Origin of the sequence: Xanthomonas sp. 3307 (genome assembly GCF_014199735.1) — a bacterium.
Taxonomy (GTDB): Bacteria; Pseudomonadota; Gammaproteobacteria; order Xanthomonadales; family Xanthomonadaceae; genus Xanthomonas_A; species Xanthomonas_A rydalmerensis.
Window position 1 is genome coordinate 137,372 of the sequence record NZ_JACHOG010000009.1, and the last position, 16,902, is coordinate 154,273.

14 protein-coding genes and 1 riboswitch are annotated in these 16,902 nt (G+C 69.4%); of the genes, 8 read left to right on the forward strand and 6 right to left on the reverse strand.

The annotated features are described in order from the left end of the window. The first annotated feature begins 176 nt into the window (after window positions 1–176). From GGR64_RS18450 to GGR64_RS18460, 3 genes are read left to right on the forward strand one after another with little or no spacing between them, the layout of a single operon-like run. Entirely contained in the window at window positions 177–515 is a 339-nt protein-coding gene (locus GGR64_RS18450) for a DUF3649 domain-containing protein (protein WP_160967446.1), read from the forward strand. Beyond that, window positions 512–2,128: a PepSY-associated TM helix domain-containing protein gene (locus tag GGR64_RS18455; RefSeq protein ID WP_184647654.1), complete on the forward strand. Its 1,617-nt coding sequence runs from the start codon at window positions 512–514 to the stop codon at window positions 2,126–2,128. Before GGR64_RS18450 ends, GGR64_RS18455 begins: the two co-directional genes overlap by 4 nt. Continuing rightward, window positions 2,125–2,457, forward strand: coding sequence for a DUF3325 domain-containing protein (locus GGR64_RS18460; protein WP_184647656.1), 333 nt, complete (start codon window positions 2,125–2,127; stop codon window positions 2,455–2,457). The genes GGR64_RS18455 and GGR64_RS18460 overlap by 4 nt, the downstream gene beginning before the upstream one ends. A 14-nt stretch (window positions 2,458–2,471) precedes the next feature. Here the strand turns inward: GGR64_RS18460 and crcB are convergent, their stop codons facing one another. Beyond that, complete coding sequence (gene crcB / locus GGR64_RS18465) at window positions 2,472–2,891, reverse strand: fluoride efflux transporter CrcB (RefSeq protein WP_184447951.1); 420 nt, start codon at window positions 2,889–2,891, stop codon at window positions 2,472–2,474. A 110-nt stretch (window positions 2,892–3,001) separates the two neighbouring features. Further along, window positions 3,002–3,071: riboswitch (Fluoride riboswitch) on the reverse strand. Between the two features lies 1 nt (window position 3,072). After that, entirely contained in the window at window positions 3,073–4,446 is a 1,374-nt protein-coding gene (locus tag GGR64_RS18470) for a replication-associated recombination protein A (protein ID WP_160967453.1), read from the reverse strand. Between the two features lie 139 nt (window positions 4,447–4,585). Here GGR64_RS18470 and dmeF point away from each other — a divergent pair, with 139 nt between their 5' ends. Next, window positions 4,586–5,713: a CDF family Co(II)/Ni(II) efflux transporter DmeF gene (dmeF, locus tag GGR64_RS18475; RefSeq protein ID WP_184647658.1), complete on the forward strand. Its 1,128-nt coding sequence runs from the start codon at window positions 4,586–4,588 to the stop codon at window positions 5,711–5,713. Window positions 5,714–5,759: 46 nt separating this feature from the next. On the opposite strand, the gene lolA is transcribed toward dmeF, so the two are convergent. The 3 genes from lolA to GGR64_RS18490 all read right to left on the reverse strand — a co-directional run bounded on the left by lolA (window position 5,760) and on the right by GGR64_RS18490 (window position 10,829). Beyond that, on the reverse strand, window positions 5,760–6,386 hold the full coding sequence (gene lolA / locus GGR64_RS18480; RefSeq protein ID WP_160967457.1) for an outer membrane lipoprotein chaperone LolA: 627 nt from the start codon (window positions 6,384–6,386) through the stop codon (window positions 5,760–5,762). Window positions 6,387–6,471: 85 nt separating this feature from the next. After that, window positions 6,472–8,472, reverse strand: coding sequence for a DUF3857 domain-containing transglutaminase family protein (locus GGR64_RS18485; protein ID WP_221236282.1), 2,001 nt, complete (start codon window positions 8,470–8,472; stop codon window positions 6,472–6,474). Continuing rightward, entirely contained in the window at window positions 8,472–10,829 is a 2,358-nt protein-coding gene (locus tag GGR64_RS18490) for a DNA translocase FtsK (protein ID WP_160967459.1), read from the reverse strand. The genes GGR64_RS18485 and GGR64_RS18490 overlap by 1 nt, the downstream gene beginning before the upstream one ends. 288 nt (window positions 10,830–11,117) lie before the next feature. On the opposite strand from GGR64_RS18490, the gene trxB reads away from it, so the two are divergent. The 4 genes from trxB (at window position 11,118) to infA (ending at window position 14,396) form a co-directional block, all read left to right on the forward strand. Further along, window positions 11,118–12,086, forward strand: coding sequence for a thioredoxin-disulfide reductase (gene trxB / locus GGR64_RS18495; RefSeq protein WP_160967460.1), 969 nt, complete (start codon window positions 11,118–11,120; stop codon window positions 12,084–12,086). Between the two features lie 114 nt (window positions 12,087–12,200). Next, window positions 12,201–13,325 (forward strand): GNAT family N-acetyltransferase, encoded by a 1,125-nt coding sequence (locus GGR64_RS18500; RefSeq protein WP_184647662.1) that lies wholly within the window; start codon window positions 12,201–12,203, stop codon window positions 13,323–13,325. Window positions 13,326–13,347: 22 nt separating this feature from the next. Continuing rightward, window positions 13,348–14,085 (forward strand): leucyl/phenylalanyl-tRNA--protein transferase, encoded by a 738-nt coding sequence (aat, locus tag GGR64_RS18505; protein ID WP_160967463.1) that lies wholly within the window; start codon window positions 13,348–13,350, stop codon window positions 14,083–14,085. A gap of 92 nt (window positions 14,086–14,177) precedes the next feature. Next, on the forward strand, window positions 14,178–14,396 hold the full coding sequence (infA, locus tag GGR64_RS18510; RefSeq protein ID WP_004425677.1) for a translation initiation factor IF-1: 219 nt from the start codon (window positions 14,178–14,180) through the stop codon (window positions 14,394–14,396). A gap of 125 nt (window positions 14,397–14,521) precedes the next feature. Here the strand turns inward: infA and clpA are convergent, their stop codons facing one another. After that, window positions 14,522–16,804 carry an ATP-dependent Clp protease ATP-binding subunit ClpA gene (gene clpA, locus GGR64_RS18515; protein ID WP_160967465.1) on the reverse strand — a complete coding sequence of 761 codons (2,283 nt, stop codon included), beginning with the start codon at window positions 16,802–16,804 and terminating at the stop codon, window positions 14,522–14,524. Between the last annotated feature and the right edge of the window lie 98 nt (window positions 16,805–16,902).

Here is a 16,902-nt window from a genome sequence, read left to right on the forward strand (position 1 = left end):
TGCAGGAGTCCGGCCACCGCTGCCACAGCCGGGTACGTGTCCTGCCAGCCGCACCGGCCAGGCTGCGGATTTGCGTCGAAAATAGGAATGCGTATCATTAACTGACCTGCAGCCCTCGCTGCCATCCGCTCCGCCTAGCCCTGTCGCCAAGCCGGTGCCTCTCCCGACGGGCCTCCATGCACCCTGTTCCGCCAGCGTCGCCGCGTCTCTCCACCCCGCCCACCGCCGCCTCGCGTGGGCTGCCGCCCTGGCTGGGCGCGCTGGCGCGCACCCTGGCCGCGATCGTCGGCGGCTATGCGCTGGCCGCGGCCACGGCGGTGCTGTTGCCGCTGCTGTGGCCGTCGGTGCGTGCGCAAGCGGTGTTGAGCGGCATGATGCTGGGCATCCTGGTCTGCGCCTGCACCGTGCTGTGGGCATTCGCCGCGCGCAGCGCCGGACGTGCCTGGCTGGGCATCGCCGCGCTGCTGGCGCCGATGGCGCTGGCCATCGCCTGGCTGCAGCAGCACGCGCCATGAAGCAGGGATTCCGCCAATCGATGGCCTGGCTGCACACCTGGAGCGGCCTGCTGGTGTCCTGGGTGCTGCTGCTGATCTTCATGGCCGGCACCGCCAGCTATTTCCGCAACGAAATCAGCCGCTGGATGCGTCCGGAACTGCCGAGCGCGCAGCCGAGCACCGACGTGGTCGCCGCACGTGCGGTGGCGCTGCTGCAGCGCGAGGCGCCGCAGTCGCCGCAATGGTTCGTGTCGCTGGCCAACCCGCGCGCGCCGTTCACCGATCTGTTCTGGCGCAATCCACCGCCGGCCGACGGCGCCCGCCAGAGCCGCAAGGAGATGTTCGGCAACGCCCTGCTCGACCCGGTCAGCGGCGAGGCCAGCCAGACCCGCGACACCCGCGGCGGCGACTTCTTCTACCGCCTGCACTTCGACCTGCACTACCTGCCGGCGCTGTGGGCGCGCTACATCGTCGGCTTCTGCGCGATGTTCATGCTGGTGGCGATCATCAGCGGCGTGATCACCCACAAGAAGATCTTCAAGGACTTCTTCACCTTCCGTCCGGCCAAGGGCCAGCGCTCGTGGCTGGACTTCCACAATGCCAGCGCGGTGCTCGCCTTGCCCTACCACGCGATGATCACCTACACCGGGCTGGTCACGCTGATGCTGATGTACCTGCCCTGGGGCATCAAGACTGCCTATCCCGATGCCGAGCAGGCGTTCTACGCCGAAGCTTTCCAGGAGCCGCAGAACCTGCGCGAGGCCAGCGGCACGCCCGGGCACATGCTGCCGATCGCGCAGCTGCTGGACGTGGCGCGCCGCGAATGGGGCGCGCAGGCGCCGATCGCCGGCTTCACCGTGTACAACGCCGGCGACGCCGCCGCGGCCATCCAGATCCGCCAGGGCGACGGCCAGCGGCTGGGCTACACCACGCCCTCGCTGCTGCTGGACGCGGCCAGCGGGCAGATCCTCGGCCGCAGCGGCGAACTCGGCGCCGCCGCGGAAACCCGCAGCACCCTGTACGGCCTGCACCTGGCGCACTTCGCCGGGCCCTGGCTGCGCTGGCTGTTCTTCGGCTGCGGCCTGCTCGGCTGCCTGATGGTGGCCAGCGGCGCGATCCTGTGGGCGGTCAAGGAGCGGCCCAAGCACGCCAAGGCCGGCCGCATCGGCCTGGGCCTGCGCCTGGTCGACGCGCTCAACATCGGCACCGTGGCCGGGCTGCCCATCGCCTTCGCCGCCTATTTCTGGGGCAACCGGCTGCTGCCGCTGCACCTGGAATCCCGCCCGGAAAGCGAAGCGACGGTGTTCTTCCTGGCCTGGGCCGCGGCCCTGATCGCCGCGCAGGTGTGGCCGAAGCGCCCGATGTGGGCCTGGCAACTGTATGCGGGCGCGGCGCTGTTCGGCTTGCTGCCGCTGCTCAACGCCGTCACCACCGATGCGCACCTGGGCGTGAGCCTGCTGGCCGGCGACTGGGCGCTGGCCGGGTTCGACCTGGTCTGCCTGTTCCTCGGTATCGCCCTGGCGCTGGCCGCGCGGCGCATGCAGCGTTGGCAACCGCCGCTGTCGGCGGCCGAACGCCGCGCCCGCGAACGCGGCGGACCCGGCAAGCCGGTGCTGGCCACGGAGGGCGCATGACCGTGCTCGGTCTGTGCCTGGCCTTCTCCGGCTTCGTCGCGCTGTGCCTCGGCATGGAGAAGCACCAGCTCGAGCTGTACGGCGCACGCCGCGCCACGCCGCCGCGCCTGCGGCGACTGCAGGCCGCCGGCTGGTTGCTGCTGAGCGCGGCATTCGCCAGCTGCGTTGCAGCGCGCGGCTGGGACATCGGCCCGGTGCTGTGGGTGGGCTCGCTCAGCGCCAGCGCGGCGCTGCTGACCCTGGGCCTGCTGCCGTACCGGCCGCGGCTGATCGTGCCGCTGGCGTTGCTGGCGCCGCCGCTGGGCGTGGGCGCCGCCCTGCTGGGCTAGAGACCCACGTCCGCTCAGCGGCCGGCAGTCGCCGTCGGCGGCCGCAGTTCCGCGGCGGTGCGCGCGCCGGCGAACACCAGCACCAGCCCCGCCGCCAGGGTGATCGCCAGGTACAGCGGCACCGTGCCGAGGCGGCCGTTGCGCACGAACACCATGCTTTCCATCATCAGCGAGGAGAACGTGGTCAGCCCGCCGACCAGGCCCACGATCAGCAGCGCCCGCCAGTACGGCGCGCTGGCGCCGCGGCCTTCGATCCACACCAGCAGGAAGCCGCCGACGAAGGCGCCGGCCAGGTTCACCGCCAGCGTGCCCCAAGGAAAGCCGGCGCCGTAGCGCTGCAGCAGCGCGCTGCCCACCGCGAAGCGCAGCCCGGAGCCGACCGCGCCACCGGCCATCGCCAGCAGCAGTTGCTGCCACCACAGGGTCAGGTTCATGCGCGCCTCCGCGAGACGAACGCCGGAGTGGCAGCAGAAAAACGAGAAGGAACGGGCATCGGATTCTCCACAAGGACGATGCCGGGGCACGAGCCTGCCACCCCGGCGGGGGTTGGGCAGGCATCATCAGCGCGCAGTGCTGCGGGCGGTTCGAGGAGGAATGCCATCTCCTGTGCGCCGATTATGAAGCCGATCGACCGGCCTTGTCAGCCCGCGCCTGTTCGCGCGCGGCGCGCAGGCGGTCGAGCTTGTCCTTGAGCTTGATCTCCAGGCCGCGCTCCACCGGGCGGTAGTACACGCGCTCGCCCATCGCATCGGGAAAGCCGGTCTGGTCCAGGGCGATGCCGCCTTCGGCGTCGTGGTCGTACTGGTAGTCGGCGCCGTAGCCCAGGGTCTTCATCAGCTTGGTCGGCGCATTGCGCAGGTGCAGCGGCACCTCCTGGGTGCCGGTTTCGCGCACTTCGGCCTTGGCCTGGTTGAACGCGGCATAGCCGGCGTTGGACTTGGCGGTGCTGGCCAGGTACAGCACCAGTTGCGCGAAGGCCAGTTCGCCTTCGGGGCTGCCCAGGCGCTCGTAGATGTCCCAGGCTTCCAGCGCCATCGACTGCGCGCGCGGGTCGGCCAGGCCGATGTCCTCGATCGCCATGCGGGTCAGCCGCCGCGCCAGGTAGGACGGGTCGCAGCCGCCATCGAGCATGCGCGTGAGCCAGTACAGCGCCGCGTCCGGATTGGAACTGCGCACCGACTTGTGCAGCGCCGAGATCTGGTCGTAGAACTGCTCGCCGCCCTTGTCGAAGCGGCGCGTGCGGTCGGCCAACACCTGCTGCAGGGTCTGCGCGGTGATCTCGCCGCCCTCGTCCTGGGCCAGTTCGGCGGCGATCTCCAGCAGGGTCAGCGCGCGCCGTACGTCGCCATCGGCGGCGCCGGCGATCTCCAGCAGCGCCGCGTTGGAGACCTGCAACTGCTCGGCGCCGAGCCCGCGCTCGGGATCGTGCAACGCCCGCTGCAGCGCCTCGGCGATGTCCTGTGGCGACACCGGCTCCAGCACGTGCACGCGGCAGCGCGACAGCAGCGCCGAATTCAGCTCGAACGACGGATTCTCTGTGGTGGCGCCGACGAACAGGATGGTGCCGCGCTCGATATGCGGCAGGAACGCGTCCTGCTGCGCCTTGTTGAAGCGGTGCACCTCGTCGACGAACAGCACCGTGCGGCGGCCGTCGGCGAAGCGCTGCGCGGCCTCGGCCAGCACCAGCCGCACTTCCGGCAGGCCAGACAGCACCGCCGAGATCGCCTTGAACTCGGCTTCGGCGTACTGCGCCAGCAGCAGTGCCAGGGTGGTCTTGCCGCAGCCGGGCGGCCCCCACAGGATCATCGAGTGCACGCGGCCGGACGCGACCGCGCGGCGCAGCGCACTGGTGGGTGCCAGCAGGCGCTTCTGCCCGACCATCTCGTCGAGCGTGCGCGGGCGCATGCGCTCGGCCAGCGGGCGCATGGCCTCGCGGTCGACGCTCAGCAGGTCGGGCGTATCGGAAGCGAAGGGTCTGCGTTTGGCCATGCGCCCATTCTATCGCCGCGGCCCGTGCACGCCGTGCGGCCTGCATGCGCCCTGCCCGCGGCCCGCTCGCTGCAAGCCCGCGCGGCACCGACGCCAGCGCTAGAATCGCGGCGCCTCCCCTGCCCGGCCGCCCCCCGCCATGAGCCACCACGACACCCTGGACGCATTTACCCATCAGCACGACTTCCTCGGCACGCGCCACGAGCACAACGCGCGCCGCACCTGGGCGGTGGTAGCGCTGACCGCCGCGATGATGATCGTGGAGATCGTCGCCGGCTGGTGGACCGGCTCGATGGCGCTGCTGGCCGACGGCCTGCACATGGCCACCCACGCCGGCGCGCTGTCGCTGGCCGGCTTCGCCTACTGGTTCGCGCGGCGGCACCGGCACAACCCGCGCTTCACCTTCGGCACCGGCAAGGTCGGCGACCTGGCCGGCTTCTCCAGCGCGCTGATCCTGGCGCTGATCGCCCTGGGCATCGGCGTGGAATCAGCACTGCGCCTGGCGCAGCCGGTGCACATCGCCTATGACGAAGCGCTGTGGATCGCGGCGCTGGGCCTGCTGGTGAACCTGCTCAGTGCCTGGATGTTGGGTGCCGACCACCACCACGATCACGGGCATGGCCACGGCCACGGCCACGGCCATCATCATGACCACGACCACGACCACGACCACGACCACGCACACGCTGCGCATCGGCATGACGACCATGCGCACGCGCACCATGATGGGCATGACCACGATCATGCGCATGGTCACGACCATCCCCACCCTCACGATCACCACGAGCACGCACACGCCCACGCCGCGCCCGCACAGGCCGTCGGCCACGACCGGCACGCCCACGCCGACCACAATCTGCGCTCGGCCTACATGCATGTGCTGGCCGACGCGCTGACCTCGGTGATGGCGATCGTCGCCCTGCTGCTGGCCAAGTACCTGGGCTGGACCTGGACCGATGCGCTGATGGGCATCATCGGCGCCATCGTCATCGCACGTTGGTCGCTGGCGCTGCTGCGCGACACCGGCGCGGTGCTGCTCGATGCCTCGGCGCCGGCGGCGCTGCAGGCGCAGATCCGCGACCGCCTGCAGCAGGACGACGAGCGCATCGCCGACCTGCACGTGTGGCGGGTCGGCCCCGGCCAGCACGCGGCGATCGTGTCGCTGGTGACGCACCGGCCTCGGCCGGCGGCGTTCTACCACGCGCGCCTGCAGGGCGTGGCCACACTGGGCCACGTCAGCATCGAAGTGCAGACCTGCCCCAGCTGAGCGAAAAGCCCGCCGCGCACCGACCCGGCGCGCGGCGGCCGTCGGCTCAGCGGTCGCCGACCACGTCCACGTCCTTGTCCGGGACGTAGCGGAAGGTGCCGCTGGCGAAGGCCGGATTGCGCTTCCAGTCGCTGAAGCTGATGTCGGTGCGCTGGCCGACCGGGTCGACCACTTCCATGCGCGCCAGGCCGTTGCGGTCGAAGCCGAGCTTGGCCATCTGGAAGCTGGCCTCGGTGTCCACCTTCGGCGTCATCGTCAGCCACTGCAGTCCGTCGCGGGCCACCGCTTCCTCGCTGACGTCGTACTGGCGGTCGAGCCGGCCCGGATCGATCAGCGCGGTCAGCGGGCTGTTCTGTTCCTCGCTGCCCTGCGCGCGCACCGTGGCCTGCTTCAGGTCCGGGTCGTACACCCAGACCTTGCTGCCATCGGCGACGATCAACTGGGTGTAGGGCTTGCGGTACTCCCAGCGGAACAGGCGCGGCGCCGACAGCGCGACGCGGCCGCTGGAGCTTTCCTTCAGCGTGCCCTTGCCATCGTAGACCTTCTGCGCGAACTGGCCGTCCAGGCCCTTCAGCCCGCGGGTAAAGGCGGTGAGGTCCTCGCGGGCGCCGGCGAAGGCGGAGCCGGCCAGCAGCGCGGTGGCGAGGACGGTGTAGCGGAGTGTGCGAAGCATGCGGATGGATTTCCGGATGGAGTGTGGGAAGTGTGACGCGACGCGCCTGAATAGGCGATCAGAGGGCGCGGCCGGCCGCGCCACGCTACGGCCCGGTCTGCATCCGGCTCAGGTCGCCGTACAGGATCTGCCCGCGGAAGCCGCGCCGCACCTGCTGGTACAACTCGCGGAACGCAGCGTAATCCTGCGGCTGGCACAGCGCCGCCGGGCCATGGATCGCACGCCGGTGCAGCGTATGCGTGGCAGTCACGGTCTGCCCGTCGCGCACCCAGGTGGCGGCGTACTCGCCGGCGGCGTTGCGGAAATGGGTGTCGGCCGGGATCGCGATGATCGGCACGCTGTCCGGGAAGGTCAGCCGGTAGGTCTCGCTGCGCGCGTTGTCGTTGCAGTAGAACGGGGTCAGATTGCGCTCGGCCGAAGCCGTGCTGTAGACCCCGCGCACCGAGTCGGCGCCGGGCATCAGCGGCAGGCTCATGCCGCCGACCACGCCGAAGTCGACGTAGTCGTGGGCGCGGAAGCGGTAGGCGTAGCCGAAGGGCCGGGTCAGATCCTGCGGCGTGCCCTGCAGCAGCAGCTCGCCGCTGCCGTCGAAGCCGGAGGCGGCGACGATCGACTCCTCGATGCGGGTGCGGTTCTGCGCGTTGAGCTGCACGAACATCGTGCGCAGGCCGACCTCGCCGACGTCGCCGCTGTCCAGGCGGGTGATGCCGCTCAGGCTGCCATCGGCGGCGAAGCGGTAGTCGGTCTCGACCAGGTAGCGATTGACCTTGGCATCGTCCGGCGGCGTGCGCGCCACGGTGCCGTCGGCGGTGTGCAGCACCGGCGCGCCCAGGTCGCCGGCCGGCAACTGGCCGAAGCGCGCATACGGGCTGGTCGAATCCACGTACAGCTTGAACTCGGGCAGATAGGTGATGGCATGGTTGAAGCGGCCCAGCACCGGCACCTCGGGCAGGGTCGGCCCGCCCTGCGCGCCGATCAGCACCGGCGTGCTGGCGATGCCCTTGGCCGCCAGCAGCGCCTCCAGCACCACGGTGTGGTCCTTGCAGTCGCCGTAGTGGTTGTCGAGGATGCTGTCGGCGCTGTTCGGCTGCAGCCCGCCATTGCCCAGGTACACCGCCACGTAGCGGATGTTGCGCGCCACCCAGTCGTACAGCGCCGCGGCCTGCGCGCGGCGGTCGCTGATGCCGGCGGTGATCTGCTCGGCGCGTGCGCGCACCTTCGGGGTGACCTGCGCGGCGGCGGCGCTGCTGTGCTGGTAGGCCTGGGCCATCTGTGCCCAGCGGCGGAAACTGCTGGCCATGATGGTCGGGCTGAATTCCCAGGTCGCCGCCGTCCAGTTCTGGCTCTTCATGGGCTCGCGGCGGCTGTAGCGCCATTCCCAGCGCGCCTGCTCGCCGTCGATCTGCGGCGTGTCGCTGCCCTGCACGCCGCGCGTGTACAGGTGCATCTGCAGCCGCCGCGGTGCCACCAGGGTCACCGTGGCGTCGTCGTACTGGGAGAACACACTGAAGGTTTCCCACAGGCTGAAATAGCCGGGGAAGTACGGCACGTTCTGGGTGCGGCGCACCCGGTACACCAGGCGCGCGCCGGGCATCAGGTTCGGGAACACCACCACCTTGACCTTGCGGTCGGCGTACATCGCCGCCGCCGCGCTGGAATAGCTCTCCTGGGTGTAGATCTTGTCGGCCGGCACGTCGTGGCGCAGCCCGTCCGGGGTCAGGGTGTAGGCGGCCAGCACCTCCAGGGTCTCCAGCTTCTCGCTGTAGCCCAGCCGCACCTGGCTGAACTGGTCGACGCCGGCCTTGGTCTTGAGCAGCAGTTCGTACTCGTCGGTCTCGACGCTGGTGGCGTCTTCGCGCACCTCGTAGTCGGCGCGGTAGCGCACGTAGCTGTAGTTGTTGCTGACCACCGGTGCGGCCGCCGCGCCCGCCGCCTGGTCGGCATCAGCATGTGCGGCCGGCGCCGGTTGCGCGGCGGCGGCGCCGGCCAGCGCCAGCAGCGCCGCTCCGAACAGCCAGCGCGCGGCGCGCAGCGGCGCCAGTCCACTCAGGCGCAGGCCATGGCCGGCGGAGGGCGCGGTGCGCATCACTTCGGCGGCGGCGGCGCCAGCACGCTGCGGTCGCCGTTGTGTTCGGGCGGGCTGACCACGCCGGCGGCTTCCATCGCCTCGATCAGCCGCGCGGCGCGGTTGTAGCCGATCTTCAGCCGCCGCTGCACGCCGGAGATCGAGGCGCGGCGGGTCTCGGTGACGATGCGCAGGGCCTCGTCGTACAACGGGTCGGACTCGTCGCCGCCACCGCCGCCGGCTTCGGGCAGGCCGGTGGCACCGATCACGGTGCCGTCGCCCATGGTCTGCACTTCGTCGAGCACGCCCTCGATGTAGTCGGCCGGGCCGCTGGCCTTGAGATGCTCGACCACCCGGTGCACTTCCTCGTCGCTGACGAAGGCGCCGTGCACGCGATCCGGCATCGCCGTGCCCGGCGGCAGGTACAGCATGTCGCCGTGGCCGAGCAGGGTCTCGGCGCCGGACTGGTCGAGGATGGTGCGCGAGTCGATCTTGGAGCTGACCTGGAAGGCGATGCGGGTCGGGATGTTGGCCTTGATCAGGCCGGTGATCACGTCCACCGAGGGCCGCTGGGTGGCCAGGATCAGGTGGATGCCGGCAGCGCGGGCCTTCTGCGCCAGCCGCGCGATCAGCTCTTCGACCTTCTTGCCGACGATCATCATCATGTCGGCGAATTCGTCGATGAAGATGACGATGAACGGCAGCGTGTCCAGCGGCCGCGGCGCCTCGGCCAGGTCCGGGTTGGGCTTGAACAGCGGGTCCATCAACGGCTGCCCGGCGTCCTGCGCGTCCTTGACCTTCTTGTTGAAGCCGGCCAGGTTGCGCACGCCCACCGCGCTCATCAGCTTGTAACGGCGCTCCATCTCCGCCACGCACCAGCGCAGGCCGTTGGCGGCCTCCTTCATGTCGGTGACCACCGGCGCCAGCAGGTGCGGGATGCCCTGGTAGACGCTCAGTTCGAGCATCTTCGGGTCGATCATCAGCATCCGCAGGTCCTTGGCCGAGGCCTTGTACAGCAGGCTCAGCACCATCGCGTTGACCGCCACCGACTTGCCCGAGCCGGTGGTACCGGCGACCAGCAGGTGCGGCATGCGCGCCAGGTCGGCCACGGTCGGGCGGCCGGCGATGTCCTTGCCCAGCGCCAGGGTCAGCGGGCTGGTCGACTTGTCGTATTCCTTCGAGCGCAGCAGCTCGCTGAGATAGATCATCTCGCGGCTGACGTTGGGGATCTCCAGGCCGATCACCGACTTGCCCGGGATCACGTCGACCACGCGCACCGACTTCACCGACAGGCCGCGGGCGATGTCCTTGTCCAGCGAACTGATCTGGCTGACCTTGATGCCCGGCGCCGGCTCGATCTCGAAGCGGGTGATCACCGGGCCGGGATAGGCGCCGACCACCTGCGCCTCGATGCGGAAGTCCTTGAGCTTGAACTCGATCTGCCGCGACAGGGTTTCCAGGGTCTCCTCTGAATAGCCCTTGGCCTGTGGCTTGGGATCGTCCAACAAGGCCAGCGGCGGCACCCCGGACGGGTCGCTGCCGGTGCCGTGGAACAGCGGGATCTGCTGTTCGCGCTTGGCGCGCTCGCTCTTCTCCACCACCGGCGCCGGCGGCGGCTCGATCTTGACCGGCTCGCGCTTGGCGCGCTGCACCGCGTCGACCTTGCGCACTTCCTCGCGTTCCTCGCGCATGGCGCGGGTCTGCTGCCACTCGTTGGCCTGCTGGCTGCCGCGGCGGGCCAGCGCCGGCAGCGTCATCACCGCCTTGCCGATGCGCTCCATCACCGCGAACCAGGACAGCCCGGTGGCCAGGGTCACCGACACCAGCAGCAGCACCAGCACGAACAGGTTGGCGCCGAGCGCGCCGAACCCGGCGCCCAGCGAATTGCCGACCAGCTTGCCGAGGATGCCGCCAGCACCGGCCACGTCGCCGGCGAACAGGCGCAGGTGCAGCAGCCCGGTGGCGGCGATCAGGAAACCGACGATGCCGACCAGGCGCAGCGCCGGCCCCAGGTCGGCCTCGCCATCGCCATCGCTGTCCATGCCGAACAGCGCGATCCAGGAGATCGCGCCGATCACCACCGGCAGCAGGAAGGCCACGTAGCCGAACAGTTGCAGCAGCACGTCGGCGATCCAGGCGCCGAACTTGCCGCCCATGTTGTGCACCGGTGCGACCACGCTGCCGGTATGCGACCAGCCCGGATCGGTCGCCGAGTACGTGGCCAGGCTGGCCAGCAGGTACAGCAGCAACGGCGCGATCGCGATCAGCGCCAGATCGCGCCACAGCTTCTGCCGGCGTGGGTTGGGCGCGGCGCCCTGCTTGCGTGCCGCCGCATTGGCGCCCTGGGATTTGCCGCGTTCCGGAACCTGCTTCGCCACGCTATGACCAGACCTTAGAAATGCATCGTTAGTGATTGATAATAAACGACTCGCCCTTGCATTTCAGCAGTCGGTACCTGAATCGTCCGGTCTTTGCGCAGGCCGACGCTGGCAATGCCCGATCGAGGCGGGCAACGACGTGCGGCGCACGCTGTCTGTCGCGGCGGGCCGCAGCGTTTCCGCCACGCGGCTTGATTCGTTCCAGGCCGGCCGCCACTCTATGTGACTTCGCCGGAACCCGCGCAATGCCGCGCTTCGGCCGCCATTTCACCCTGTTCGCGAGTATACATGAGCCCCTCTGCCGCCAATTCCGCCAAGCATTCCCGCCTGCTGATCCTGGGTTCCGGCCCGGCCGGCTGGACCGCCGCGGTCTACGCCGCGCGCGCCAATCTCAAGCCGGTGGTGATCACCGGCCTGCAGCAGGGCGGCCAGCTGATGACCACCACCGAGGTCGACAACTGGCCGGGCGACCCCCACGGCCTGATGGGCCCGGACCTGATGGCGCGCATGCAGGCGCATGCCGAGCGCTTCGAGACCGAGGTGATCTTCGACCACATCCATACCGCCAACCTGGCGCAGCGCCCGTTCCGGCTCAGCGGCGACAGCGGCGACTACACCTGCGACGCGTTGATCATCGCCACCGGCGCCACCGCCAAGTACCTGGGCATCCCCTCGGAAGAGGCGTTCAAGGGCCGCGGCGTGTCGGCCTGCGCCACCTGCGACGGCTTCTTCTACAAGGACCAGGACGTAGTCGTGGTCGGCGGCGGCAACACCGCCGTGGAAGAGGCGCTGTACCTGTCCAACATCGCCCGCAAGGTCTATCTGGTCCACCGCCGCGACACCCTGCGCGCGGAAAAGATCATGCAGGACAAGCTGTTCGCCAAGGTCGCCGCCGGCAAGATCGAGACCGTCTGGCACCACCAGGTGGACGAAGTGCTGGGCAACGAGGCCGGCGTCACCGGCGTGCGGGTCAAGTCGGTGCAGGACGGCAGCACCCGCGACCTGGAGGCGCACGGCTTCTTCGTCGCCATCGGCCATCACCCGAACACCCAGCTGTTCGACGGCCAGTTGGCCATGCACAACGGCTACCTGGAGATCCGCTCCGGCCTGGGCGGCGCCGCCACCGAGACTTCGGTGCCCGGCGTGTTCGCCGCCGGCGACGTCGCCGACCAGCACTACCGCCAGGCGATCACCTCGGCCGGCTTCGGCTGCATGGCCGCGCTGGACGCCGAGCGCTACCTGGACAAGGGTGCCTGAGTCCACGCAGGCCCTGAGCTGCCGGCGTCCGGCCGGCGGCGGCCGTGCGCCCGCGCGTGCGGCAGGTGGCACGCGCGGCCGCTGCGCCGCCCTCTACCGCAAGTCGTCACAGCGATGAGCCGGATCCGCTGGCTGCGCCAGCTCGACGCGGTCGCCGCTGCCGACTGGGACGCCCTGCACGGCGGCTGCAATCCGTTCGTCGCCCACGCGTTCCTGGCCGGCCTGGAGCAGCACGGCTGCCTGCGCCCGGACTGGGGCTGGAGCCCGCTGCATCTCACCGTCTGGGACGGCGAGGCGCTGGTCGCCGCGGCGCCGGGGTACGTCAAAAGCAACTCGCACGGCGAATTCGTGTTCGACCATGCCTGGGCGCATGCCTACGCGCGCTATGGCCAGGACTACTTCCCCAAGTGGCTGTGCGCGGTGCCGTACTCGCCGGTGACCGGGCCGCGGCTGCTGGCGCGCGATCAGGCGGCGCAACAGGAACTGCTCGCGGCCATGCAGGCGCTGACCGAGAGCACCAACCTGTCCTCGGCCCACGTCAATTTCCACCGCGCCGAAGAGGACGCCGCGTTCGGCGCCGACTGGCTGGAGCGCAACGACGTGCAGTACCAGTGGCACAACGACGCCGGCTGGACCGAGTTCGACGATTACCTGGGCGCGATGGACCACAAGCACCGCAAGAACATCCGCCAGGAGCGGGCCAAGGTGCAGCGCGCCGGCATCGACTTCCGGGTGCTGCACGGCGACGAGGCCAGCGCTGCCGACCTGCAGGCGATGTACGGATTCTATCTGCGCACCTTCGACGACTACGGCAATTCGCCGGCGCTGACCCTGGAATTCTTCTCACATCTTGCGCGAACGATGCCGCACAACCTGTTGATCTTCCTCGCCATGCATGAAGGCGCGCCGGTAGCCGGCGCGTTCTGCCTGCGCGGCGGCGACACCTTGTACGGCCGTTATTGGGGCGGCGACGCCCTGCCCGGCCTGCACTTCGAGACCTGCTACTACCAGGGCATCGAATACTGCCTGCGCGAGGGCCTGACCCACTTCGAACCGGGCGCACAGGGCCAGCACAAGATCGCCCGCGGCTTCCTGCCGCGGCTGGTACGCAGCCGCCACTGGATCGCCGACCCGGGCTTCCGTGTGCCGCTGGCCGAGTGGTGCGCCCAGGAACGCGCCGAGGTGCGCCAGCACGCGGCGGAATTGCAGCGCCACTCGCCGTTCCGCCACGACGCCTGAGGCATCGGCTACGCTGCCGGCGATGCGTCGTCTCCCTGCCCTGCTCGCGGCCGATCCCGCCGCCCCGTTCCCGCCGCCGTCCAGCGCCCTGCGCGAGCCGGACGGCTTGCTCGCGGTCGGCGGCGACCTGTCGCCGACGCGCCTGCTTGCGGCCTATGTGCAGGGCATCTTCCCCTGGTATTCCGACGGCGAGCCGATCCTGTGGTGGAGCCCGGACCCGCGCACCGTGTTCCGCAGCGATGGCGTGCGCCTGTCCTCGCGCTTCCGCCGCAGCCTGCGCCACTGCCCGTGGACGGTGCGCGCCGACACCGCCTTCACGCAGGTCATCGATGCCTGCGCACAGATCCCGCGCCCTGGGCAGGACGGCACCTGGATCACCGCACCGATGCGCGACGCCTATCTGACCCTGCACCAGGCCGGCCACGCGCATTCGGTGGAAGTGTTCGACGGCAGCGAACTGGTCGGCGGCATCTACGGAGTGGCACGCGGACGCATGTTCTTCGGCGAGAGCATGTTCAGTGCGCGCAGCGGCGGCTCCAAGGTCGCGCTGGCGGCGCTGGCGCGGCGCCTGCACGGCTGGGGCTGGCCGCTGATCGACGCGCAGGTGGAGAACGATCACCTGCTGAGCCTGGGCGCCGAGCGCTGGCCGCGCGCGCGCTTCCTGGAGACCATCGCGCCGCTGGCGGCGGCGCCGGCCCAGAACGGGCCCTGGACGTCGCGATTCGGGTCGCTGGCGGCGCTGGAACTGGCCCAGGATTGAGCGGGATTAACGCAAACTTTGCATGGCGCGGCGCAGGCGAGTAAAATCCTCGCTCTTCAGGCCTTTGGCCGCTCCGAATCGCACAGGATTACATGTCGAAAGACGACTCCATCGAATTCGAAGGCACCGTCAGCGAGACGTTGCCCAATACCACGTTCCGGGTCAAGCTGGAAAACGGACACGAAATCATCGCTCACATCTCCGGCCGCATGCGCAAGAACTACATCCGCATCCTGACCGGCGACCGGGTGAAGGTCGAAATGACCCCGTACGACCTGACCAAGGGTCGCATCACCTACCGCATGAAGTAATCCGCCGCGGGCGGACATGAAGAAGGCGGCCAGTGGCCGCCTTTCGCGTCTGCAACGATGGAACGACGGTGACTTCGCCAGGCGGCTGCAGCCTCTGCAGCCGCCTTTCGTCGTGCCTGTCGGCCTCAGTCCACCGTCGCCGGCAGCAGGCGCTCGGGCTCGGCCTGGGTCTCCACCACCAGCTCGCCGTCGCGCACGTCGATGGTGACGCGGCCGCCGTTGACCAGCTTGCCGAACAGCAGCTCGTCGGCCAGCGGGCGCTTGACCTTGTCCTGAATCACCCGCGCCATCGGCCGCGCGCCCATCAGCGGGTCGAAGCCGTGCTGGGCCAGCCAGTCGCGTGCGGTCGGGGTCGCCGACAGCGACACGTGCTTCTCCTGCAGCAACATCTCCAGCTCGATCACGAACTTGTCGACCACGCGCAGGATGTGGCTGAAGGCCAGCGGCTGGAACTGCACCACCGCATCCAGACGGTTGCGGAACTCCGGGGTGAAGCTGCGACGGATGATCTCCATCGCATCGGTGGAGTGGTCCTGCTGAGTGAAGCCGATCGAGCGCCGCGAGGCCTGGGTGGCGCCGGCATTGGTGGTCATCACCAGGATCACGTTCTTGAAATTGGCCTCGCGCCCGTTGGTGTCGGTGAGCACGCCGCGGTCCATGACCTGCAGCAGGATGTTGAAGATGTCCGGGTGCGCTTTCTCCACCTCGTCCAGCAGCAACACGCAGTGCGGGGTCTTGACGATCTTCTCGGTCAGCAGGCCGCCCTGGTCGAAGCCGACGTAGCCCGGGGGCGCGCCGATCAGGCGGCTGATCGAATGCGGCTCCATGTACTCGGACATGTCGAAGCGCACCAGCTCGATGCCCAACTGCAGCGCCAACTGCTTGGTGACCTCGGTCTTGCCCACGCCGGTGGGGCCGGCGAACAGGAAGTTGCCGATCGGCTTTTCCGGATTGGCCAGGCCCGAGCGCGCCAGCTTGATCGACGAGGACAGTGTCTCGATCGCCGGATCCTGGCCGAAGATCACCATCTTCAGGTTGCGCTCCAGGTGCTGCAGCACGTCCTTGTCGGTGGCGCTGACCTGCTTGGCCGGGATCCGCGCCATCTTGGCGACGATGGTCTCGATCTCCTCGATGTCGATCAACTCCTTGCGCTGGCCTTCCGGCAGCAGCCGCTGGCGCGCGCCGGCCTCGTCGATCACGTCGATCGCCTTGTCCGGCAGCAGTCGGTCGCCGATGTGCTTGACCGACAGGTCCACCGCCGCCTGCAGCGCGTCGTCGGCATAGGTCACGCCGTGGTGCGCCTCGTACTTGGGCTTGAGGCCCTGCAGGATCTCGAAGGTTTCGCCCACGGTCGGCTCGACGATGTCGATCTTCTGGAAGCGCCGCGCCAGGGCGCGGTCCTTCTCGAAGATGCCGCGGTATTCCTGGAACGTGGTCGAGCCGATGCAGCGCAGGTCGCCCGAGGACAGCGCCGGCTTGATCAGGTTGGACGCGTCCATGGTGCCGCCGGAGGCGGAGCCGGCACCGATGATGGTGTGGATCTCGTCGATGAACAGCACCGCGTTGGGCACCTTCTTCAGCGAGGTCAGCACCCCCTTCAGGCGCTTCTCGAAGTCGCCCCGGTACTTGGTGCCGGCGACCAGCGCGCCCAGGTCGAGCGAGAAGATCACCGCATCGGCCAGCACCGCGGGCACGCTGCCTTCGACGATGCGCTTGGCCAGGCCTTCGGCGATGGCGGTCTTGCCGACGCCGGCCTCGCCCACGTACAGCGGATTGTTCTTGCGGCGGCGGCACAACACCTGGATGGTGCGCTCGATCTCGTCGGCGCGGCCCACCAGCGGGTCGATGCGGCCGTTGCGGGCCTGCTCGTTCAGATTGGTGGCGTACTCGGCCAGGGCGTCGCCCTTCGGCTCGCCCTCGCCCGCCTCGCCCTTGGGCTCGCCGTCGGCCGGCGCGGCGTGCTCGCCGTCCTCGCCCATCTTGGCGATGCCGTGGGACAGGTAGTTGACGATGTCCAGGCGGGTGATGTCCTGCTGGTTCAGGAAGTACACCGCGTGCGAGTCCTTCTCGCCGAAGATCGCCACCAGCACGTTGGCGCCGCTGACCTCCTTCTTGCCCGAGGACTGCACGTGGTAGACCGCCCGCTGCAGCACCCGCTGGAAGCCCAGGGTGGGCTGGGTGTCGCGGCCGTCATCCTCGGCTAGGCGCGCCACCGAGGCCTCGATGGCCTGTTCCAGGTCGCTGCGCAGGCGCTCGACGTCGGCGCCGCAGGCCTTGAGCACGGCCTGGGCGGAGGGGTTGTCGAGCAGCGCCAACAGCAGGTGCTCCACCGTCATGAACTCATGACGGGCTTCCCGGGCGCGCTTGTAGCACTGGCCGATGGTCTGCTCGAGATCTTTGCTGAACATGGTGTACTCCGACGTCTGTTGCCAACAATATGTGGCTTGAGTTGCGAATTTCCACAACCCTATCGGATCAGTGTGTTCACACCGCGTTAGTCCGGGCA